Source organism: Microbacterium sp. cf332, assembly GCF_900102175.1.
In the GTDB taxonomy this organism is placed as follows: Bacteria; Actinomycetota; Actinomycetes; order Actinomycetales; family Microbacteriaceae; genus Microbacterium.
The window spans coordinates 467,467-489,944 of the sequence record NZ_FNKN01000001.1; the positions used below are offsets into that span (position 1 = coordinate 467,467).

General features: G+C 65.7%; 19 protein-coding genes. 4 read left to right on the forward strand and 15 right to left on the reverse strand.

Annotation, left to right across the window (positions count from 1 at the left end):
- Positions 1 to 19: 19 nt before the first annotated feature.
- The 6 genes from BLT21_RS02195 to BLT21_RS02220 all read right to left on the reverse strand — a co-directional run bounded on the left by BLT21_RS02195 (position 20) and on the right by BLT21_RS02220 (position 8,313).
- Entirely contained in the window at positions 20 to 277 is a 258-nt protein-coding gene (locus BLT21_RS02195; protein ID WP_371113412.1) for a helix-turn-helix domain-containing protein, read from the reverse strand.
- Positions 231 to 3,374, reverse strand: coding sequence for a type I restriction endonuclease subunit R (locus BLT21_RS02200; protein WP_091498552.1), 3,144 nt, complete (start codon positions 3,372 to 3,374; stop codon positions 231 to 233). The genes BLT21_RS02195 and BLT21_RS02200 overlap by 47 nt, the downstream gene beginning before the upstream one ends.
- Positions 3,371 to 4,576 carry a restriction endonuclease subunit S gene (locus BLT21_RS02205; protein ID WP_091498556.1) on the reverse strand — a complete coding sequence of 402 codons (1,206 nt, stop codon included), beginning with the start codon at positions 4,574 to 4,576 and terminating at the stop codon, positions 3,371 to 3,373. The genes BLT21_RS02200 and BLT21_RS02205 overlap by 4 nt, the downstream gene beginning before the upstream one ends.
- A complete protein-coding gene (locus tag BLT21_RS02210) occupies positions 4,573 to 6,534 on the reverse strand; it encodes a type I restriction-modification system subunit M (RefSeq protein WP_091498559.1) in 1,962 nt (653 codons plus the stop codon). The genes BLT21_RS02205 and BLT21_RS02210 overlap by 4 nt, the downstream gene beginning before the upstream one ends.
- 127 nt (positions 6,535 to 6,661) lie before the next feature.
- A complete protein-coding gene (locus tag BLT21_RS02215; protein ID WP_143024926.1) occupies positions 6,662 to 7,234 on the reverse strand; it encodes a hypothetical protein in 573 nt (190 codons plus the stop codon).
- Positions 7,204 to 8,313 (reverse strand): hypothetical protein, encoded by a 1,110-nt coding sequence (locus tag BLT21_RS02220; RefSeq protein ID WP_091498565.1) that lies wholly within the window; start codon positions 8,311 to 8,313, stop codon positions 7,204 to 7,206. The genes BLT21_RS02215 and BLT21_RS02220 overlap by 31 nt, the downstream gene beginning before the upstream one ends.
- A gap of 390 nt (positions 8,314 to 8,703) precedes the next feature.
- On the opposite strand from BLT21_RS02220, the gene BLT21_RS02225 reads away from it, so the two are divergent.
- Entirely contained in the window at positions 8,704 to 9,792 is a 1,089-nt protein-coding gene (locus BLT21_RS02225; protein WP_091498570.1) for a PDDEXK family nuclease, read from the forward strand.
- A 136-nt stretch (positions 9,793 to 9,928) separates the two neighbouring features.
- On the opposite strand, the gene BLT21_RS02230 is transcribed toward BLT21_RS02225, so the two are convergent.
- The 8 genes from BLT21_RS02230 to BLT21_RS02265 all read right to left on the reverse strand — a co-directional run bounded on the left by BLT21_RS02230 (position 9,929) and on the right by BLT21_RS02265 (position 19,662).
- On the reverse strand, positions 9,929 to 10,918 hold the full coding sequence (locus BLT21_RS02230; protein WP_143024927.1) for a hypothetical protein: 990 nt from the start codon (positions 10,916 to 10,918) through the stop codon (positions 9,929 to 9,931).
- Between the two features lie 35 nt (positions 10,919 to 10,953).
- Positions 10,954 to 14,055 (reverse strand): hypothetical protein, encoded by a 3,102-nt coding sequence (locus tag BLT21_RS02235; protein WP_143024928.1) that lies wholly within the window; start codon positions 14,053 to 14,055, stop codon positions 10,954 to 10,956.
- A gap of 532 nt (positions 14,056 to 14,587) precedes the next feature.
- Positions 14,588 to 15,481, reverse strand: coding sequence for a bifunctional DNA-formamidopyrimidine glycosylase/DNA-(apurinic or apyrimidinic site) lyase (gene mutM / locus BLT21_RS02240; RefSeq protein ID WP_091498584.1), 894 nt, complete (start codon positions 15,479 to 15,481; stop codon positions 14,588 to 14,590).
- Complete coding sequence (rnc, locus tag BLT21_RS02245) at positions 15,474 to 16,166, reverse strand: ribonuclease III (RefSeq protein WP_091498589.1); 693 nt, start codon at positions 16,164 to 16,166, stop codon at positions 15,474 to 15,476. Before rnc ends, mutM begins: the two co-directional genes overlap by 8 nt.
- A gap of 11 nt (positions 16,167 to 16,177) precedes the next feature.
- A complete protein-coding gene (gene rpmF, locus BLT21_RS02250) occupies positions 16,178 to 16,387 on the reverse strand; it encodes a 50S ribosomal protein L32 (RefSeq protein WP_019179169.1) in 210 nt (69 codons plus the stop codon).
- Between the two features lie 2 nt (positions 16,388 to 16,389).
- Positions 16,390 to 16,887 carry a YceD family protein gene (locus tag BLT21_RS02255; RefSeq protein WP_091500642.1) on the reverse strand — a complete coding sequence of 166 codons (498 nt, stop codon included), beginning with the start codon at positions 16,885 to 16,887 and terminating at the stop codon, positions 16,390 to 16,392.
- A 108-nt stretch (positions 16,888 to 16,995) separates the two neighbouring features.
- Entirely contained in the window at positions 16,996 to 17,493 is a 498-nt protein-coding gene (coaD, locus tag BLT21_RS02260; protein WP_091498594.1) for a pantetheine-phosphate adenylyltransferase, read from the reverse strand.
- Between the two features lie 9 nt (positions 17,494 to 17,502).
- Positions 17,503 to 19,662, reverse strand: coding sequence for an ATP-dependent DNA helicase RecG (locus BLT21_RS02265; RefSeq protein ID WP_091498598.1), 2,160 nt, complete (start codon positions 19,660 to 19,662; stop codon positions 17,503 to 17,505).
- A 62-nt stretch (positions 19,663 to 19,724) separates the two neighbouring features.
- Between BLT21_RS02265 and BLT21_RS02270 the strand changes: the two genes are divergently transcribed.
- Positions 19,725 to 20,336, forward strand: a complete 612-nt coding sequence (locus tag BLT21_RS02270; protein WP_091498602.1) for a 1-acyl-sn-glycerol-3-phosphate acyltransferase — start codon at positions 19,725 to 19,727, stop codon at positions 20,334 to 20,336.
- Complete coding sequence (gene rsmD, locus BLT21_RS02275; protein WP_091498608.1) at positions 20,333 to 20,929, forward strand: 16S rRNA (guanine(966)-N(2))-methyltransferase RsmD; 597 nt, start codon at positions 20,333 to 20,335, stop codon at positions 20,927 to 20,929. Before BLT21_RS02270 ends, rsmD begins: the two co-directional genes overlap by 4 nt.
- Here the strand turns inward: rsmD and thiL are convergent.
- Positions 20,899 to 21,897, reverse strand: coding sequence for a thiamine-phosphate kinase (gene thiL, locus BLT21_RS02280; RefSeq protein WP_091498610.1), 999 nt, complete (start codon positions 21,895 to 21,897; stop codon positions 20,899 to 20,901). The genes rsmD and thiL overlap by 31 nt on opposite strands.
- Positions 21,898 to 21,951: 54 nt before the next feature.
- On the opposite strand from thiL, the gene BLT21_RS02285 reads away from it, so the two are divergent.
- Positions 21,952 to 22,461 carry a DUF3515 family protein gene (locus BLT21_RS02285; protein WP_091498613.1) on the forward strand — a complete coding sequence of 170 codons (510 nt, stop codon included), beginning with the start codon at positions 21,952 to 21,954 and terminating at the stop codon, positions 22,459 to 22,461.
- Positions 22,462 to 22,478 lie beyond the last annotated feature (17 nt).

The following is a 22,478-nucleotide window of genomic DNA, read 5'->3' on the forward strand; positions in this document are numbered from 1 at the left end:
GCTAGGCCCCGAATGCTAGCTAATCAGCTTGTTCCTTGAGCTGGAGCGCCAGTCCGAGAGTTGTAGCTATCTTTCCGAGTGTCGCCGTGTTGACGTCATCGCCGCGCTCGACTCGGGCCACCGATGGTCTCGACACCTCTGCTCGATCCGCGAGCTCGTTCTGGCTCATTTGAGCCGCCAAGCGAGCTTCGCGAACACGCTGGGCGATCTCGAGCATGACGGCGCGCTGATCAGTCATCATCGTTAGCCTCATCTCGATCGTGCCTGCTCTGATCATCCTCGGCGACGTTATGCTCGCCGTGCATCTTCTCCGCGGTGATGGCGAGCAGCGCTGCGAGCACGTCAGGATCGGAGAGAGCCTTCTTGATCTCATCGGTGTTCTGGAACGCCTGATACATGGCGTAGTCGCTCGCGTCGGAGAACTTCGTCGACCCCTTGAGCTGTTCGACGTTGTTGCTCCTGGCCATCGCGATGGCTTCCTCGTCGGCATTGAGGAAGCCCCAGTAGGCGGTGATGAAGCCGGAGATGCTGCCCGGGCTCGCGTCGATGCCCTTCTCGCTGAAGAGGTCGTTGACCTTCTCGATGGCCTCTTCGAGCGGACCACGCGCATTCACTCCAACACCGCCGGGCTCAGAGGTAAACGTCGGGAGCTCAATGACGATGCCGCTATCCGTGATGAAGTCGACACGGTAGTCGGCGTTAACCTTCTCGGGCACGAGCTTCACCCCCCCGAGCTGCACGCCGTCCATGTAGCTGCTGTCGTATTCCTCGGGCGTGAGGTGCAGGTTCCGGGCCAGCAGCGTCATCAATACGGCGCGCAGGCGCAGGTCCTCGTCGTCGTAGTCGACGATCTGGGAGAGGAACTGCCAGGCATTGCGGTAGCTGATCGCGTCCGACCGGAAGTCCTTCAGCTCCTTGTACCGGGCCTTGTCCTTCGTGAGCCGCGCCTTCTGCATCTCGCTGCTCCAGGCGAACTTGATCGGCCCGAGAGCCTTCTGGATCGCTTCGCCGCCGAGCTTGTCCATGTAGGCCCGCGCGACCTCACGCATCTGGGCCTCGGTGTACAGACCGACGCCGTCCAGGCGCTCGGTGAGCTCGTACAGGGCGTTCGCGTCGACCTCGCCCTCGACGTGCGCGTCCGTGTAGTAGCGGGCGAAATCCTTCTGGACGTTCTCCGGCGTGTTCACGAGGTCGACGACCATGGGGGCCGACTTGCCCGGGTACATGCGGTTCAGGCGAGAGAGCGTCTGCACAGTGGCGATGTCGGTGAGCACCTTGTCGACGTACATCGCCATGAGGCGCGGCTCGTCGAAGCCCGTCTGGAACTTGTTCGCCACGATGAGGATCCTGTGCTCGTCCCCTTCGCGGAAGGCCTTCGCGACGTCGCCGACAGCGTTCAGCGAGGCCTCGGTGACCTCTTCGCCGGCGCTGTTCTTGACCGAGCCCGAGAATGCCACGAGTGCGCCAAGACCGGTATAGCCCTTCTCCGCGACGTAGGCGTTCAACTTCTCGAACCACAGGACGGCTTCCCTGCGCCCGGAGGTGACGACCATGGCCCGGGCCTGGCCGCCGAGCATGTGCGCGACGTTGCGGCGGAAGTGCTCGACGACGACCTGGGCCTTCTGGGCGATCGCCGTGGGGTGGAGCTGTGCGAAGCGGACGATGTCCTTCACCGCGCGACCAGTGTCGACCTCGGGATCGTCGTCCTCGTCGTCGAGAGTGTTCGTCACGCGCAGGAACATGTCGTAGGTCGAGTAGTTCGTGAGCACGTCGAGGATGAACTGCTCCTCGATCGCCTGGGCCATCGTGTAGGTGTCGAAGGCGTCCCAGCGGTCCTCGCCGTCGGCCTGCGTGCCGAACAGGCGCAGCGTCTTCGCCTTCGGCGTCGCCGTGAGGGCGATGAAGGTGATGTTCGCGCTCGCGGCGATCGCGGAATCCTTGGCCGCCAGCAGGTCGTCGGCGCTGATCACCTCGTTCGGATCGAGGTCGAGATCGACGAGCAGGCCCTTCAGCGCTCGGGCGGTGGACCCGGACTGCGAGGAGTGCGCCTCGTCCGCGACGACGGCCCAGTGCCTGCCGTTCAGCTCGTCGGTGTCCTCGATGAGCTCCATGACGTGCGGGAAGGTCTGGAGGGTGCACGTGATGATGTGCTTGCCCTCGAGCAGGGCCTGCTTCACCTGCGCGGACTTCGCCCCTGAGGCATCACCGATGTTGACGACGAGCCCCGCGCTGGACTGCACGAGGTTCATGTCGTCGCGCACGTTCTCGTCGAGCACGGTGCGGTCGGTGACGACGATCACCGAGTCGAAGGTCGACTGCGCGTCCGCGCCCACGTGGCGGATGAGCCGGTGCGACAGCCATGCGATCGTCTTCGTCTTGCCCGAGCCGGCCGAGTGCCAGACGAGGTAGCGGCCGCCAGGCCCCTGCTTCTCGATGTCGGCGACGACGCGCTCGACGGCCCGTAGCTGGTGGAACCGAGGGAACACCAGGCGGCCGTCGCCCTTCTTCGCGCGGTTGGGCTCGTAGAGCGCGTAGTTCTTCAGGATGCGCATGAGAGTCGGACGGGCGAGGATCTCGCGCCACAGGTAGTCGGTCGCGGAGCCCGTCGGGGACGGCGGGTTGCCCGCGTGGCCGTCGCTGCCCTGGTTGAAGGGCAGGAACGTGGTCTCAGCGCCCTGCAGCTTGGTCGTCATGTAGACGAGGTCGTTGGACACCGCGAAGTGCACGAGGGCGCGGCCCGGCTGCAGCAGGGCACGCGTCGAACCGGGCACGCGGTCGTTCTTGTACTGGGTGATCGCGTGGTTGACCGTCTGCGTGTTGTCGGTCTTGAGCTCGAGCGTGGCGATCGGCAGCCCGTTGGCGCAGAGCACGACGTCGATCTCTTCGCTGGTCTGGGTGTCGAAGCGCACCTGGCGCAGCACCCGCAGGCGCACGGCCTCCGACCGCTCGATGACGCTCGCGAGGTTCGGGTTCTCCGGGGGGAACTCCATGAGCGGGCCGAACTTCGCCGCAGGCCTGGCGACCTGGGCGTAGGTGAAGCCGCGCCGCAGCAGACCGAGGAGGCCACCGACGGGATGCCCGGTGATCGGGTCCATCTTCGTCGTCTTACCCAGCTCCTTGACGACGTGGTCGAGGAGCTTGCGCTCGGCGAGCTCGAGCGCGCCGTTGGCGAGATCCGAGGGCACCGCCTTCTCGTACTCGTCCGGGTACTGAGTCGAGAGCCAGTGCAGGACGTCGGCGGGGACCATCGCCCGGGCGATGTCCCAGCCAGCTGCGTTCGGGTTGCCCAGGTTCTCGTAGAGCCAGCCGCGTTGAGCGAGCGCGTCGCAGAGGTCGGACTCGAAGTTGTGCTCGAGAAGTTGTGCGTCGCTCATGCCACTTCCTTCCGGCCCGTCACAAGGTCAGTGATGAGAGCAGCCCGGCGCTCGGTGAGGAGAGACTTGAGCTCCGCGACCTTGGCCAGCATTGCATCGATCCGGGAAGTCACCTCGTCGAGTTGATCGGCTATGCGCTGCTGGTCTGCGAGCGCGGCAAACGGGATTCGCGTCGCTCGAATAGTGCCGAGCTTGAGGTTTGGGACGGTAGATCCTCCAGCAGACAGACGAAACTCATCTCTCACGGACTTGGTGCACATCGCATAGAGCAGGAAGCGGCTGTCGGTGACCTCCGGATCGACGCGGATGAGAACCATGCGCTGTCCAAGACAAAAGATTCCCTTAGGCACAAGAGCGACCTCACCTGCGGGAGCTTCGCGAGTGAAGAAGAGATCACCTGGGCGCGGAGGAAAGGCACCGTTGCGTTGCCGCGCTGTTTCGAGAGAGACAGCAATGCCTTTCCCCGCCACATACTTACCTGAGCGCACGGAGGCCGTGCGGACCGCCTCGGCTGGTCCCGCTTCATCGAGTTGAGGAGTTGTGTGCGGACAGTCGATCACACCGGCCGTGAGAGCCCAAAGTGGTGCGGTCTTGGCAACTGCTGCGAACGAGTTATCAATGCTTCGCCTTCGCCGGTCCTCCAGCACTCTCGCCAACTCGTCCATTCTCGCGATCATCGCATCAATCTCATCCGTCTCGCGGTCGAGATAGTCGGCGATGTACCGCTGTGTTTCCCTCGGAGGCAGCGGGATCGGGAGGTCGATCAGCTCGGCGTAGCCGAGGTTCTGTCGCACCCCTGCACCCATCTCGTAGTACGCCTTCTGGATGTCGTAGGCGCGGAGCACAGCCGCGATGAAGCGCGGATCTGTCTTAGATGCGTCCGGTCGCACGGTGATATACGCCGAGGTGATGAGTCCCCGCTCTGACGCCTGTGCCACTCGAATCGACTTCTTGTCGTTCTGGAGATCGGTCATGCGGAGCACAACATCGCCATCCTCGACGATGTTGTAGGTCTCGTACGACTCGGGGCGTAGGCCGCCGACAGCGTCGATCTCCTTGCGGATGACGCGTCCATAGGAGAGCGAAAGCAGGTTGTTCTCAACCAACCCTATGTTCTTGTTGACTACGCGAGGTGCGACGGACCAGAGAGGCACAAGATCCCACTTGATTGGGCCAAGTCGCGCTGCCAGATCTGCCCTCATGCCTTATGCACCTCCTTGAACATCTCGGCAAGCTCACTCATGAGGCGTGAGACATCTGCGTCGATCTCTTCGAGCGGGCGCGGTTCCTCGGGGCTGTAGAAGATCCGCGTGAAGGGGATCTCATTGCCGTTCTTCGCGTTGCTTTCATCCCACGTGGCACCTTCCGCGAAAGGCAGTACCTCGCGGGCCATGTGCTCTTCGAGATTCTCGCTCAGTGGCACGCGCTCGGTGATCTTCCAACCGTTGAGGAGGACGGGGTCACCCTTGCGGTCGACAGCTAGCGGTGCCGTGTCGTCATGAACGCCCAACGCGTTCGCTGCCGCGTTGATGAACCCGATGGAGGCCTTGAGCCCCTGCGCCTTGCACATCGTCTTTAGCCTGTCGGGCAACGAACTCCACGGCGTGCCATCGAGCTTCTTGATGACTTCGCGGTGCGCTTCAATGAAGTCCTTGTGGCCGGCCACAGCTTCTAGAGCCTCCTCGGTCACGACTGTGGCGAGACGAGCCTGCTTGAAGACGGTCACGTCACGGAACATGAAGTCCTCTTTGGTGAATACGCGCGAGATCCTAGGGTCAGCCTCCTCGAATGCCTTGTATGCATCATGGACGACCTTGCGGTTCTTCGTTCCCATTTCTCGACGCTTGAAGCCCAGGGGCTTTCTCATCGGCTTCCAGAGCCCACTCGCATCGATGAGCTGGATCTTGCCCTGACGGGCGGGCTCTTTGTTCGTGTCGAGGATCCACACGTAGGTTGCGATACCGGTGCCGTAGAACATGTCATTGGGGAGCTGCACGATCGTGTCGATCAGGTCCTCGTCGAAGAGCCACTGGCGGATAGTATTCGGCCCTTTATCGGAGCTGAACAGCGGTGCGGCGTTGGAGACCACAGCAGCTCTGCCGCCGTGGCCGGCTTTTCCCGCGGGAGCGAGCTTCGAGGCGCAATGGGCGAGGAACAGCATCTGCCCGTCGGACTTGCTCGGCAGGCCGCGCGAGAAGCGAGAATCCTTGACCTTCGACTGCTCGACCACCTCCTTGTACTGCACGTCCCAGTCGGACCCGAAGGGGGGGTTGGAGAGCACGTAGTCGAACTGGCGGTCGGCGTATTCGTCGCGCAAGAGGGTGTCGCCCTGGCGGATCGCGTCCGGAAGACCTCCTTGGATGAGGAGGTCTGCCTTGCCCAACGCATATGCGTTCGGCATGAGCTCTTGGCCGAAGAGGTTCACCTCGATGTCGGGGTAAAGCTCCGTGAGGTGGTCGTTCGCCACGAGCAGCATGCCGCCGGAGCCCGCGGTGGGGTCGTAGATCGAGCGCGTGGTGTTCCGGCCCCGGAGCGAGTCCTCGTCGGAGGCGAAGAGCACGTCGACCATGAGCTTGATCGCGTCGCGAGGGGTGTAGAACGCGCCCGCGGCCTTGCCCTTCTTGTCGAAGGCCCTGTACATGACGTTCTCGAAGAGATCGCCCATCGCTGTGTTCGGCATGGCCTCCGCCGAGAGGTCCAGCGTCGAGAAGTGCCGCACGACCGCGTGGAGGCGGTTCGCCTCGGCGAGCTTCTTCACGAGGCGCGGGAACTCGAACGAAGTCCAGATGTCCGCGATGTTGTGGGAGAACCCGGCGATGTACTCGAGAACGGATGCCTCTACTTGATCGTCGGTAGACGCGATCGCTTCGAGGCTCAGTGGCGAGGTGTTGTAGAAACTCAGACCGAAGCGGCGCTTGACGTCGGCGTCGATGAACCGGAGCGGCGTGTCCTTCTCGATGAGGCGGTTGACCAGTTTGATGACCTCCGCCTTCGTCCCGGCGAGCAAGCACTCGAGGCGACGGAGCACCGTGAACGGCAGGATGTAGTCGCCGTACTCGGTCTCTTCCACGACGTTGCGCAGGAACTTGTCCGCGGTCGCCCATACGACGTTCTCCGTCGTCGCGACGCGCTGTGCCTGCGGGGGCGTGGTGGTGGCCATGGAACCTCTTCTTCGGTGGTGCTGACAACTGAGCTTGTATCAAAAACCTTACATTCATGGTGGACGCGAATATGCCCCGACAAGGCTGAATGCAACCTCTTGGGACTTCTGGGATGGTTAGACACTGCTACTTGCCAGGCGGGAACTGTGGCGGGTTCTCGTCGATAATGTCCTGCTCCTCGCGTTCGAACGCGTCCCAGAGCAGGTTCGCCACGATCACCAACGACAGCGCGACGTAGGCGAAACTTGCTGCGCTGATGCCGCTCAGTGCCCAGGCGATGATGTGCACGTAGAGCGGTGAGCAGTCGAGCGTCAGGTTGGCGAGCACGAAAACCGCCACTGTGACCACCACCGACATGACCAAGGAGACCAGGACATGCGCGCCCGCCTCGTTGAGCGCGCGTACCTTGATCCTCTCGACTTCGCGGTTCCGACGCAGGATCCGTTCGCGCCAGGTGACGATCTGGGCAAACGCACCGATCAGAGCAGCCGACAGCAGCGCAGCGCCGGCCAGCAGCTGGTCGGCCTTGGTGAGCTCGACGCGGAAGGCGATCATCACGATCAGAACGGCCGCCGGAATGCCGAAGAGGATGACTCGTGTCCAGCGATCGGGCTTCTCGTCCTGCGCTTGGGCACGACGGAGTCTAAGCCCGTCGCGAAGGCCGCGGACTAATGGCCGAAGATCGAAGCGCTCAGACATTCCTCCACCTCATACGGATCGAGCCGGCTGAGATGCAGGCCGTCCTGCATAGCGATCGTGTGGAGCCGGCCAGCGACCTTCTCGTAGTAGTAGAGGATGCTGGGCTCGCCGTCGGACACCGGGTAGGTGAAGACGTCGCGTAAGGTGTCCACGGCGATGGTGGTCGTCTCGTCGGCCTCGCTCTTGATGCTGAGTGACACCTTGTCATAGCGGTCCCCCTCATCCTCGTCTAGCAGGTGCTCCTGCTCCAGCAAAGCAGAGACCTCCGACACTCCTTCATGGGCGCTGACGGAGTGGCCTTCGCGCATGCGCCCCCACCACGACCGGCCGACAGCCGGGGCGATCTGGCGCTGGTTCTCATCGACCAGGCTGATTTTCAGCGTCCGCTCGACGCGATCAGCGGCTCCTCCCCGGTTCGACGCGACACGGCTGGTGAACGTCGCCGAAGCCGACTTGGCTCCGCTGAGGATCTCCTCGAGAAACGCGTTGTCAGCGGCCTGCTTGTAGTCGAAGAGCAGCCGGGGAACCCGCGCGGCAGAAGGAAGCCGCTCCCCCGCGGCACGTGCGATCTCCCGCTGCCGTTCCTGTTCCGCCTGGATCTCCTGCTTCTTCCTCAGCCCCTCGTCCGTGAGCAGCTGGAAGAACCGTCGCACCGCGTCGCGCTTATGGATGGTCTGGCACACGACGACGAACCGCGTCGCGCTCACGGTAGAGAACACCAGCGTGATGCGGTGCGGCTGCTCGGCGGAACGGTCCTTGATGTTCACTGGGGGCTCCACCGCGTGCGTCGCATAGCCGTGGCTGCCCGTCTCGCCAACGGCGAGCTCGAGATGGATCACCTCGGAGCCGATCTCGACTGGCCCGGTGAGTGTCGCCGTGCGCGTCGGCTTGGCCGGCTCCCCGTCCACGGGCTCCCTCGGCGGAAACCGGAGCGTGTTCCTGTCGGCGAGACGTTCGAGGAGTTCGACGATCTCGCTGCGGACATTCGAGGACGACGAGGAGTCGAGAGGCGGCTGGTCCTTCTTGCGGTTCTTGAACGCTTCGACGATGAAGACGCGGAATCCGTAGGCGCGGGGCATGGCATCACCCTATCGGTGAGGACTGACACAACTGAGGCGACGAGTATGTGAGGAAATGGAGGTGACCCGCTCTGCCAGAAAGCGGAGCGGGCCACCGATCAGTTGATGCGCGGCTCTCGCGACTTCGCTAATGATCTAGCTGAAACACGGACGGCCGCATACGTGCGGTACTGATGCCGGCAATATTCATGATCCAAAAGAGCCGACGGGACGAGCTGGGCGTCAGGGCATCATTTCTTGGGCATTCAGCCAGTGAAAGAGTCTCGAGCTTCGGCCGCTTGCGCAGGTGGTTGCAGATAGCGATGTACAGCCGACTCGCTCGGTCGCAAAGCACTTCTCGGTAGGCTCATGGCCAGGCGGACGCCTCAGGGTGTGGGAGGACGAACAGCAATGGCAGTTGAAATGGGCTTGTGGCGCGCGGACGGCGGCCGGCTCAGCCGCATCGTGCCGACCTCGATCGGACTCGAGTCGCAGCTCGAGACGTACATCGAGTCCGACCCGTCGATGCTCGGCGAGACGCTCCTGATCATCGGCCGCCAGGTCCCCACCGCATTTGGCGGATTCATCGACCTGCTCGCGCTCGACGAGACCGCCGCGGTCCACGTCATCGAGCTCAAGCGCGACAAGACTCCGCGCGACGTCACCGCGCAGGCCCTGGACTACGGATCCTGGGTCGCAGGGCTCGGCCGCGCCCAGATCCAATCCATCTTCGAGGTGTACAAGCCCGGCGTCGCGCTCGAGCAGGCCTTCGCGGAGTGCTTCAACGAGGCCCTCCCCGAGGAGGTCAATAGTACGCAGACGTTCACCATCGTTGCTGCGAGCGTCGATGCGGCCACCGAGCGCATCGTCCGGTTCCTCAACGAGGGCTTCGCCGTGCCGATCAACGTCGTCTTCTTCCGCCACTTCGAAGACAACGGGGCGAAGTACCTCGCCCGCACATGGCTGGTCGAGAACGAGGGCCAGCAGGCTCCCGGCGCTGCACCCGCCCGCCAGACGAAGACCCGCGAGGCGTGGAACGGCAGCGACTGGTACGTCGCGTTCGGCGAGGACAGCGGCACCCGCCAGTGGGCGGACGGGCAGAAGTACGGCTTCGTCTCGGGCGGCGGCGGGGCATGGTTCTCCCGGACCCTGAAGAACCTGCCGACCGGCGCTCGAGTCTTCGTGCACATCCCCAAAGCTGGCTACGTCGGCGTTGGGACCGTAATCGGAGAGGCGCGCCGCTTCGACGAGGCGCTGGTCGACGTCGACGGCGTCGAGACCCCGCTGCAGAGCCTCCCGCTCGTCGGCAGCTACCGCCACGAGGGCGACGCCGAGGACGAGAACGCCGAGTGGGTTGTGCCCGTCGCATGGACCAAGACTGTGCCGCGGGAGCAAGCAGTCTGGAAGAACGGGATGTTCGCGAACCAGAACACCGCGGCAAAGCTGCGCCAGAAGTTCACCATCGAGCAGGTGACCGACGAGTTCGGCCTCCACGACTGAGTGTCACACGACGTCAGATCGCGCACGATGGTGCCCAAGCAGATGCGCCTGATGCACGACGTTGACGAGGTACTGATCATATTCGCCAGTGGCTCGCGAGCTACCCTCGAACGGCCACACCCACGCGCGACAGCGGCTAGGAGTGGTCCGGTTTAAGGAAGTCCAGGAGGACGTTCATTGCATCGAGAGCTTCCCGCGCGTCCTGTTGCTCGACTCGGGTGTCCCCCTCATGAACCGCGATATTGCGCTTGTCCCGCAGGACGTCCCCGGCGTTCGACACGTCGCTCGGCGCACCTGTCAACCGCAGCCTCACATCGGCACCTCGTCCGCCGCATGCGACTTCGACTGAAAGGCGCGCGGACAGGACCGCTTCTCGGTAGCGCCCGTGCTCGAAATGTGCCTTAGCCGTTCGAGCGTGCGCGGTCGCGGCAGCCTCATCTTTCATAGCGCGGAACGCGTCACGGTACGCCGTGTCTGGCGTTGGACCGAGTAGGTAAGTGAGCTCCGCCCCGTCATTGAAACGGAGCACATCGTAGGAGTCCACCGCTGTCGCGCCGGAAACGAGTACGTAATCGTGGAACCCCTCCTTCTCATACAGGTTCGGCATGAGCTCTGCTACCCCAGTGAACCGCGGGCTAGCAAGGAACCGAGTTAAATGTTCAGCGTTCTTTCCATACATCTCGATCTTGCGTCCGGTGATCTTCTGCCGGAGACGGACCCCAAGTCGGTCGCCTTCGAGCTGATACTCGTCCAGATAACACCAAACCGAGGCTGGCGGAGAGACAACGTTCGTTACCACGATTCGAACCGACACCGAGAAACTGCCGTCGAAGGACACCGCAATCTCGTCTGGTCCCTGCCCGACGACCGTCGCTCGAAGGGCGAGGAACTCCTTGTTGCCGGTCCGCTCCACAAGCCCACCGCCGTGGGCGAAGCAGTCTTGCAGCAAGTTCGACAGCGGGGCGGCCTGCTGAAGAATCAGTTGGTTCGTCAACACTCGCACCCATCGCCCCGTCACTTTCTCCCGCAGACGAAGGTCGGGCAGGCCGTCAGGACGCTCGAAGAACTCGATGTAGCACTTGATTACTCCGGACACGTGCGCGCTCCGAGCCGCGATCTTTGCCACACGCGATGCTTGTCGCCCCCGCGAACTAGACGACTTCACGAGTCGAGCTTCTGAGACTCACCCCGGGGGTGGATGCCACGCGGTGACAGTAGCGGCAGGAAGTTCCCGTCCGCATCGACTGCGGACAGGAGGTCGCGGTGGGGCACGTCTACGACGGTGAACTGGTAGCGGCGGGTGAGTAGATCTCGGATTCGTCCTTCGCTCGGATTCTCCGGCAAAGGGCGCAGTCCCCATCGCATGCCGACTTGCGCCGTGTGCATGTAGAGGAAAAGGTCGAGCTCTCGGAGGTCGATGGGCCGTGGAATCGAAGGCTCGTCAGCTGTCTCCGGTTGCCGCAGAAACGCTGGCTCCTGCGAACGGTCGAGCGTTTGAACATCGACGCCTAGATGTTCGAGGCGCCACTGAACGGCGAGATTCACGAGCGCACCAATGATGTGCCAGTCCAGCCAACCCTCGGATCGGAGATCTGCGATGCGCTCCCGCACGCCCTCGTCAGCCAGCATGGCAGCCATGGAGTACTTCCAGATCGCTGCATTTTCGTATGTCGCCCGAACGGCAGTCACGAACTTTTCCTGGTCGTACCCGGCGACGGGCTCAGTTGATGCAGCGAGAGGGGTGTCATGGTTGGGCGTAAAGTCGCCCGAGGAGGCTGGTGGTGAGGCGTCAGCCCACCGCACATACTTGCTCGGCTCGAGGTAGTCGGCTGATTCCTGATATGGGCGCACGCAAAGCAATTTATGGTGGAGCCCATCGGCCATCATCAGCTCCATTATCGATTGCAGATCTTCATTGGGGCGAACGTGCGGGATGGCAACCAGAGCAAGTGCCGTAGCCATTAGTTGCCTTGCGAATCCGTTGATGTCCGCCGCGCTCTCGCTCACAGTGATGGTGGCGGTGTAGGGATCCGTACCAGCGTCCGAGATCGTCGCGCGCCCTCGGGCGGTTGGTTTCACGACGATGCTCGCGTTCACTGTGCAGGGTAAGAGTACGGGGTGGTGCTTGGCGATATCGGCGAGGACCACCTGGAACGCGGCGATGAATCCTTCGGCGGCCAGCACGGCGCGGTGTTCGTTGGAGAACGTGAATACCCAGCGAACGCCGAGCGCGCAGAAGTCCGCCTGCCGGCGCGGTCCGAGATCGGCGAACAATGGCCCAGTGAGGAATGCAGATTCTTCGTGTTGAAACGTCTCTTCGTCCTCGGCGATCACCGCATCCGGGTGGGCAGCCTGCGCGGCAAGGTACTCGTGGAAGTCACCGGGGCTATGAGCATCTTCGAGGAGAGGAGCGAGTTCTGGCCAGAACGTCGTCACCGTGACAAATTTTCGGAGTTCGTTCTGCAACTGACCGGCAAGCGCGGGATACCGGTCGAAGTCGAATCCGCCCGGAGCGTGAGCAGCGTGGGCGACCAGGGCAACCCGTGTCAATGCCGACGCTTCCACCCAGCAACCCGTGAAGTGTGTCGCTGCGGCGGCCTCGAACAGCGCGGCAGGGACCACGGCCTTTACGTCGTCGCTCATGCTGAGGTTCGCGAATGTGGCCGCGTGGAACGCGTACATCTTCGCGGCGTGGTTGAGGTCGAGCTCAAGATAGATGCTAGAGATGAAGCGGAGGATGTTGACGGCGTTGTCGGCCAGGTCTCCGCGCAGGCATCGAGCCTTCGCCTTGTGGAGTTCGCTGAGAGCGTCAAGAAGCTCTCCACGCTTGTAGAACGACACCGCACGGGAATGGCAGCGCTCGGCAACGGTCGCGTCGCCTTCGACCTCAGCGAGGGCATCGTCGAAGGCGTCCCGGACAGTCGGGTACCCCGGTTGCGTCGCTAAGAGTGGGGCCCAGAGGTTGACGACATCGCTGATTCGGCTCAGCGCGTACCCCCGCGCTTGAGGGAGTAGCGTAACCAGCTTCAACAGGTACTGCATCGCGACCGGCAGGGAGACAACTTCGTCCGCATCGATGACGGTGTCATCGATGACATCGAGGTCGGCGACTGTACCAGCGCCTTCGGCGGCATCGACACGTACAGGAGTACCATTCTTGGCTTGAATACGCTCCCAGTCTGGGAAAAGGTGCAGCCATGCCAGCGTCCCCGTCAGGGACGCCGTCCGCACGGGGTAGTTCTTGGCATCAGTCGTTGACAGCGCCTCGCGGATGTGGTCAACGAGAGCGGCGTGAGCGCTCGTGATCTCGGCTACTTCAGCGCGTCCGGCGCCGGAAACCCACATCGCGCCCCAATACGACAGAAGCACTGCCGCATCATCGAGGATGTTCGCCTGCTGGCTCGTCCCCGCAATGGTAAGAGCGCGGCGAACGAGGTCCTCGACGCCGGTCGCGATGCCCGTCCCGCGATAACGTCCGATAGCCATTTCGTAGCACGCGCGGAAGACGAGCTCATCATCGTTCTCGGCCGCCAGGAAAGCACCCATGAAGTCGATCCACTCGGGAAGGTCTGCGTTGGCGTCTTCATCCCAAGTCGCGTGCCGCAGTCCCGCTGCGATCTCGCCCTGCGATGCTGGCGAGAGCGAGGCTGGGCCCTCGTTGTGCCGGAGGTCGCGGAGGAGCTGGGTGTACCAGTCCGGGAGAGTGTCCGTGTCAGGTGGCGGGACAAGGTGCGCGGGGAGATCGAGGTACCGTTGCGCTATCCAGATGAGCTCGGGCTCTGCAAGCAACGTAGCGACTTTCATACCGCTGAACACGTCCAGCTTGACCCCGTACTGCTTCCGCACCATCTCCTTCAGCGTGTGTGTAGTCGCTTCAGCGATCGAGGCGGCGCTAAACACCACAATGAGGTCTATGGGGTCGGCGTCGATGGCGCAGATACCTGCCACGTCGGCGAGGATCTTCGCCTGAAGAGACTTCTTCTGCACCGTGCATGCAACTACGACCGGGGATCGTGACGCGGCAGCGGCGAAACCGGCAGAGTGAGGGAGTTCCTCGGGAATGTAGGTCGTATACGACTCGGCGTCGCGTTGCTGATCTCCGCCAGCGCTGACCGGTCCGTTTGCGATGAGAATATTTGCGCTGATACGTCTACGCGCGACACGCGTGGCGATCTTCTCGAACTCATGATGGAGGTTGTTCTCCGACAGAACACCGAGTTGGGCGCTGATGAACGCTTCCGCGCTGTTGACCGTTCCGCTCACGATGTAATCATGGCCTCCGTTGGGCCGTCGGCGGAAACGGTGAGGCTTCCCGTTGGCATCGAAGAATGGGCGGGGCCTCCATGATGGTCACTAGACAACTGCACATCAGGGTTGTCGCTGGCACCAGTTGAGCGAGCTATTCTCGGTCAGTATTGAGTACGACTCGATTCCCGCACCCGACGGCCTCGAGGTCCGCATCCCGCGCACGGACGACTACCGGACGTGCTCACGGTGCGGCAGTGGCTGCTCCCCCGACCGTGGTACGGGTCAGCAGCGCCCTGTGCGTCACTGGCCGGCGCGGGCTACTGCTCGCCTCCCAGCACTACGTTGGCGGACGGGCTCGGTTGAGGAAGCATGCGAACCCCGGCGATGCGTAGTCCGAGCACAGGATCTAGACAACGTCAATGTGAACGGGAAGTCAGCTTTTCACACCGCAAAACGGCTGCACCAGCTGCCGCACAAGCCCCCTGAATGGCCCCGATCCCTTGTCCCGCAAGGGAAGACGAGCTCTCGACCGATCGGTGAGGTTCTCTCACCGTCGCCGCTGGCACCTAGGGCAGAAATGCGAGGAGCGGTTCATGAACGACACCCGCTTGATGGCCGTTTCACACCGTGAACAGGGGATTCCTTCGCGTCCATAGGCCTCGAGAGAGTGGGCGAAGTACCCCGCCTGCCCGTTGACGTTCACGTACTGCGCGTCGAAGCTCGTCCCGCCCTCGGCCAGCGCCTTCGTCATGACGGCGACGACCGCGGCGAGTAGACGTTCGCGCGACGTCCGCGAAAGCGAATCGGACGACGTCTCCGGGTGGATGCGGGCCGCCCAGAGCGCCTCGTCGGCGTAGATGTTGCCGATGCCGCTGACCACGGTCTGATCGAGCAACACCCGCTTGACACCCGACGCTCGCCGCGCGAGCTCGCGATGGAAGCGGGAGACGTCGAATGCCGGGTCGAGCGGGTCTCGCGCGATGTGCGCCACCTGACCAGGGACCTCGGCCTGTGTCGTCCCGCGTCCGGCAGCGGCACCGTCGACGGTGGGGTGCAGGTCATCGACCGCGAGGGAGCCGAAGGTGCGTTGATCGACGAAGAGGACGGACAGCTCTCCGTGCTCGGGGTGCACGATGTCCCACCGGATGCGCTCGTGCCGCTCGGTCGGCGCACCCGGCTCGCGCAGGAGCATCTGCCCGCTCATCCCGAGGTGCGCGACGACCGCACGCGACGTTCCGCCGACGGGGAACCACAGGAACTTGCCCCGACGGGCCGCGGCGGTGAGGGTACGGCCTGTCAGCTCGCGTTCGAAGGAGTCCGGCGAGCCGGTGTGCCGGGTCAGCGCGCGGGCATCGAGCACGGTGCATGCCTCGATGATCGCCCCGACGACCGCGGGCTCGAGACCGGCCCGGACGACCTCGACTTCGGGAAGCTCAGGCACGTTCCGAGAGCACGTGCCATACGGCCAGCGCCGCCGCCATCTCGGCCTGCTTCTTGCTCGTGCCGATGCCCTCGCGGGCGACATCGCCGACGGTGACCGTCGCCGTGAAGACGCGATTGTGGTCGGGGCCCGATGCCTCGACGCGATACACCGGCGGCGCGACGCCGAGGTGCGCGGCGAGCTCCTGCAGCGACGTCTTCGGGTCCATGGCCGCGCCGTAGCGGGCGGGGTCGGCGAGCAGCGGCGCGACGAGTCGCAGCACGAGCTCCTGCGCGCGCTCGGGGCCGGCCGACAGGAAGGCGGCGCCGATGACGGCCTCCATCGCGTCGGCCAGGATCGAGTCCTTGTCGCGCCCACCGGTCTGGGTCTCGCCGCGCCCGAGAAGGATGTGGTCGCCCAAGCCGATGGCCCGAGCGACTTCCGCGAGCGCAACGGTCGAGACGACGCTCGCCCGCCGCTTCGCCAGCGAGCCTTCGTCGAGCTCGGGATGCGATCTGAACAGATGCACGGTGACCGCTTGGCCCAGGATCGAATCGCCGAGGAACTCGAGCCGCTCGTTGTGGGGCGACCCGCCGTTCTCGTACGCGTAGGAGCGGTGAGTGAGGGCGAGCGACAGAAGCTCGGGGTCGATGTCGACCCCGAGCTTGTCGGTGAGCGCCGTGCGCTCGACGGTGATGTCAGTCACGCCGCTCGTCGTCAGACGTCAGCGACCTTGCGACCCTTGTACTCGAGGAACAGCTCGGTGCCCTGCGAGTCCGTGACGACCTTCGCCTGGTGAGGGCGGCTGTAGACGACCTTGCCGTTCTCGATGGTCTTGACGAGGGTAGGGGCCTCCGCCTTCCACTGTGCACGACGCGAACGCGTGTTGGAGCGGGAGACCTTCCGCTTCGGGGGGTTACCTGCCATGGCTAGCTCTTCTCTGTATCGGTCGCGACGCGGTGGTCTGCGTCGTCGTGGTCTAGGGTGTAGGCCGTCAACGCGGCCCAGCGTGGATCGATCTGCACCTGCTCCGCAGGTTCCGTTCCCGGAGCCAGCTTCTCGCCCGTGGCCGGGTCGAGCCCGGGGCAATCCGGCTGACACACCGGTTGGAACGGAAGCGCCAGGACGATCGAATCCCTGACCAGAGTTTCAAGATCCACGTGGTCGTCTTGAACCTCGAAGTCGGACGCTTCGTCCCCAGAATACCCGAAGAGCTCCTGAAACTCGATTCGAAGGGGGCGTGTCAGGTCGGTGAGGCATCGTCCGCAGACGCCCTCGTACATCGTGTCGACCTCGGCGGTCGCCAGGATGCCCTCGTGCACCGACTCGAGGCGGACCTCGAGATCCAGCGACTGTCCGGCGGCGACGGAGACGAGCCCCTCACCCCACTTGTCGGGCGCGGGCACACTGAAGGCGAACTCGCGCATCTCGCCCGGCTGCCACACGATGTCGTGCACGGGGATGACGAATGGTCCGGTGACGTGCTTTTTTCTACCCACGATCGACAATGGTAGTCGGGATGGCGGGGGTCGGCCTCAGATGCCGCGCGACCCCGTGTCGAGGAAGCGCGCGACCGGGCCCGGGACGAACGGCGACACGTCGCCGCCGAGCGAGGCGACCTGCCGGACGAGCGAGCTCGACACCAGGGCATGTGCGGGGTCCGGCAGCAGGAAGACCGTCTCGATCTGCGCGAGGTGGCGATTGACGATCGCCATCGGCGTCTCGTAGGCGACGTCCACCTGCGAGCGGATCCCCTTGACGAGGATGCCCGCTCCCACATCGGTGGCGTAGTCGACGAGCAGCCCCATGCTCCACGCGGCGACCACGATCTCGCCCTCGACGCCGGCATCGTCGATCGACTGCTCGAGCAGCGCCTGGCGCTGCGCGATCGGCAGCATGGCCTCTTTGCCGGGGTTGTGGACGACGAGGACGTGGAGCTGGTCGTAGAGGGCAGCAGCACGACGGATGACGTCGAGATGGCCCAGGGTCGGCGGATCGAAGGAGCCGGGTACGACCGCGATCCGGTTGCTCATGCTCCGAGCCTAGTTCCTGTGCAGAGCGCCGCGCTCGTCTTCGCGCAGGCGTCGTGCGATCGCTGCGGCGAGGCCGGGGTGGCGGGAGAGGTCGGGATCATCGCGGAGCACCTCGGCGGCCTCGTCGCGCGCGTGGGCGATGAGGTCGGCGTCCGCCACGACGCGGAGAAGCCGCAGCGATGACCGGGCGCCCGACTGCGCGTCGCCGAGCACGTCGCCCTCGCCGCGCAGTTCGAGGTCGACCTCGGCGAGCGAGAATCCGTCGGTCGTGGCCGCCACCGCATCGACACGCGACCGTGCGGAGGTGTCGGGGTCCGCCTCGGTGACGAGCAGGCACAAGCCGGGCACGCTCCCCCGGCCGACGCGTCCGCGCAGCTGATGGAGCTGCGAGACGCCGAACCTCTCGGCCTCGAGGATCACCATCGTCGATGCGTTCGGGACGTCGACGCCCACCTCGACGACGGTGGTCGCGACGAGCACGTCGATCTCACCGCGCGCGAAGGCCTGCATGACGGCATCCTTCTCATCGGCGGGCATCTTGCCGTGGAGCGTCGCGACCGTCAGGTCTGCGAACGACGGATGCTGCGCGAGCATCGCGGTCGCCTGCACCACACCCCATCGCGTTCGCACACGGGTGCCGTCGTCGAGCATTCCGGAATCGTCGGTGTCGTCGACGACGGCTTTCTCGGCGTCGATCGCGGCGCACACCACGAAAGCCTGATGCCCGGCCGCGACCTCCTCCGCCACACGCTCCCAGACGCGGCCGAACCAACCCGGCTTCTCGGCGAGCGGGGCGACGAACGTCGAGATGCCTGCGCGCCCCGTCGGCATCGTCCGGATCGTGGAGACGTCGAGATCGCCGAACACCGTCATTGCGACCGTCCGCGGGATCGGTGTCGCCGTGAGCACCAGGACGTGCGGCGACGTGCCCTTCGCGCGGAGCGCCTCTCGCTGCTCCACCCCGAACCTGTGCTGCTCGTCGACGACGACGAGCCCGAGATCGGCGAACGTGGTGGACGCGCTGAGCAGCGCGTGCGTCCCCACGACGATCCGAGCCTGCCCCGACGCCGCGCGCAGGGCCGCCTTGCGTCGTTCGGCCGCCGGCTGCGTCCCGGTGAGGAGGGTAGGCATGAGCTCGGGCGCCAGACGCGGCCCCAGCATCCGCGCGATCGAGCGCACGTGCTGGGCCGCCAGCACCTCGGTCGGCGCGATGAGCGCGGACTGCCCGCCCGACTCCGCGACCTGCAGCATCGCACGGAGCGCTACCAGGGTCTTGCCCGACCCGACCTCGCCCTGAACGAGGCGGTTCATGGGCCATTCGTTCACGAGATCTTCGGCGATGACGTCACCGACCTCGACCTGATCGGGAGTGCGCTCGAAGGGCAGCGCCGCGTCGAACTGCGACAACAGGTCTCCCGCCGACCGCGCCGTCGCGGCGAGCCGACGCACCTGGACGCGGTGCTGCAGCAGCGCGGTCTGCAGCACGAAGGCCTCGTGCATGCGCAGCGTCGAGAAGCCCGGCGCAACCTGCTCCGGGACGACGGGGGTGTGCACCTGCACGAGTGCCGTGCGGGCGTCGAGGAAACCCTCGCGCGCCCGCAGATCGTCGGGAAGCGGATCGGGGACGTCGCCCAGCCGCGCGATGACGTCGGCGATGATCTTGCGCAGCTGCCAGCTCGTTATGGTGCTCGTGGCCGAGTAGATCGGGATCGGCTCGAGGCTGCGCGCGACGGCGGTGACCCGCGCCTCGACCTCGTCGTCGAACAGCTCGTAGTCGGGGTGGGCGAACTGCTGCTTGCCCTTGAAGACGCCCACCTTGCCGGAGAAGATGCCCTGACGCCCGACCCGCAGCTCCTGCAGCCGCCACTTCTGCCCGAAGAAGGTCAGGGCCGCCTCGCCGACGCCGTCGCTGATCACGACCTCGATGAGGGACCCGCGACGCTGTCTCATCGGGCGCTCCGACACCGACTTCACCTCGGCCACGATCGTCGCCATCTCGCCGACCGGCAGCGACGAGATCGGTGTGAGCTCGCCACGGCGCGCGTATCGGCGCGGGTAGTGCGCGAGCAGGTCGCCGACGGTCGTCATGCCGAACGCCCGCGAGAGGGTGGCGGCGACCTTCTCGCCGACGACCTCCGTCAGCGGGGTCTCGAGCTCGACCTGCGGCATGCTCCCGAGTCTAGGCACGGCGGCCGACACGGCCACGCCCCCGGAGGCTCTACGGTAAGAGGATGATCCGACGCGCGATCGCACGCCTGTTCTGGACGTTCAGCCGCTGGCGGCTCGTCAGCACCCCGGCGCCGACCCGGCCCACCATCCTCATCGGTGCGCCTCACACCTCGAACTGGGACTTCGTCCTCATGCTCGCGATCGCCTGGCGACTGCGCATCCCCATCCGCTGGCTCGGGAAGAAGAGCCTCTTCGACGGATGGCGGGATGCACCCATGCGCCGGCTCGGCGGCATCCCCGTCGATCGCGCCGACCCGTCGCGCGTCGTGGCCGACGTGCTCGCGAAGATCGCGGCAGGCGAGGTCTTCGGCCTCGTCATCACCCCCGACGGGACGCGCGGGTCGCGCACCGGCTGGAAATCCGGCTTCTATCGGATCGCGCGCGCATCGGGGCTCCCGGTGACGCTCGGCTACGTCGATCGCACGACGATGACGACGGGTCTCGGTCCGACGATTGAGCTCACCGGGGACGTCGGCGCCGACATGTCCGTCATCCGCGCGTTCTATGCCGACAAGGCGGGCTACCGGCCCGAGCTGCGAAGCGAGCCGCGACTCCGAGACGAGGACGCGGCGAGCCCGATCGACGATCCCGCCGCCAGCCCGGAGGGCTCGTGACGCGCATCATCGCCGGAGCCGCAGGGTCACTCGCGCTCCGCGTGCCCGATCGGGGAACACGACCAACGAGCGATCGTGTGCGCGAGTCGCTGTTCGGCGGCCTCGAGGCGTCCGGCGTCCTCGACGGTGCGCGCGTGCTCGATCTCTACGCAGGGTCGGGAGCACTCGGCCTCGAGGCCGTCAGCCGCGGCGCGTCCTCCGCCGACCTGGTCGAGAAGTCGGCGATGGCGGCGAACGTGACCGAGCACAACGCGCGGACCGTCGCTCGCGCGGTCGCGCCGGCTCGGATCCGGGTGCACCGGAGCAGTGTCGACGCCTTCCTCCGTTCGACGTCCGGACGGTTCGACCTCGTTTTCCTCGACCCGCCGTACGATCTCGCCGACGACGACCTCGCGGGCACGCTCGAGCTCGTCACCGCCGCGACGGACGACGGCGCGCTGGTCATCGTCGAGCGCGCCTTCCGCTCCCCCGAGCCGCGTACGCCCCCGGAGCTCGCCGCACTGCGGTCGAAGCGCTACGGCGACACCGCGCTGTGGTGGTACGAGCGCGTCGCCGACACGACTCAGCCCGACGCGCCGTCCCAGTCGCGGTAGGGGTCCCATCCGCCCGGCGCGAGCTCGACATCGCCGTCGACCGTGAGGGGCGCGGCGCCCGACGGGACGATGGATCCGATGCGCCGGAATCCCGTGGGGAGAGCGACATCCGGCGGGAAAGTGGCGAGCAGCGCGTGGTCCTCGCCCCCGCGCAGTGCACGCACACTGTCCCGACCCAGCCGTGCACGCTCGAGATCGACCGTCACGCCGGATGCCCGTGCGAGGCGACGGGCATCGCGTACGAGGCCGTCGGAGACGTCCATCATCGCGGTGGCCCCCGCGCGGGCGGCCGCCGGGCCCGCCGAGATGGGTGGATGCGGGCGCAGCTGCCGGGCCACGGCGTGCTGCTCCGCGGCGGTCAGCTGCGAGGAGTCGACCGCGACCGCCTCGCCCCGCGGGTCGCGGAACCGGTCGAAGAGAAGGTCCAGCCCTGCGGCCGCGACGCCCAGGTCGCCGCAGACGGCGACGATGTCGCCCGGCCGCGCGCCGGACCGCAGGACGGGGCGCTGACCCGGCTCGAGCTCTCCGATCGCGGTCACCGCGACCGTGAGCGTGTCGGAGCTCGCGAGGTCGCCGCCCGCGACCCGACATCCCGGCGCGAGCTCGTCGCACGCGGAGCGGAGGCCCGCGGCGAGATCCTCGACGAAGCCGATGGCGGTGTCCGGGGGCATCGCGAGGGCCACGAACAGCGCCACGGGCCGTGCCCCCATCGCCGCGACGTCGGCCAGGTTGACGGCCGCCGCCTTGGCACCGAGGTCGACTCCCGACGACCAGGCCAGGCGGAAGTCGGGTCCGTGGATGAGGGTGTCGGTCGTGACGACGACGCGGGAGTCGGCGAGTCCGACGACCGCGGCGTCGTCCCCCGGCCCGACGAGGACATCGGCGGACCCGAGACGCGCGAGGATGCGCTCGAGGATCGTCTCCTCGCTCAGCATTCCGACAGGGGTACCGGGGGGCGCGTCGGGCATGGTCCCACGCTACCGCCGCGCTGCGGCGCGACGTCGGCGGACTATTCTGGAACGATGCCGCGCCGTACGATCCCCGCCCTGATCCTGGCCACGGCGACCCTCGTCCTGGCCGGCTGCGCGAGCACCGTGAACGTCCCCGCCGCACCCGACGCGAACGCCGCCGAGTGCGCCGACGTCATGGTGGGGCTCCCCCAGACCGTGGCGGGGGCCGACCGTCGCTGGACGGATAGCCAGGCCACCGCCGCGTGGGGCGATCCCGCGACGATCATCCTCTCGTGCGGAGTGGCCTCGCCCGGACCGACGACGCTGCGTTGCGAATCGGTCTCCGGGGTGGACTGGGTGATCGACGAGTCCGAGGCACCCCGCTTCCGCGTGGTCTCCTTCGGCCGCACGCCGGCCGTCGAGCTCTACTTCGACACGGAGATCTCGGACGATGTCCAGGGCGTCTCGAGCCGCGAGGTGCTCGACGCCCTCTCGCCGCTCGTGTCGCGGCTCCCGCGCGACGGCGGTGCGTGCGTCGACCGCGTGGACGCGACGCCCGTCCCCACCCCGGTCAGTCCGTGACACCGGGCGCGACGCCG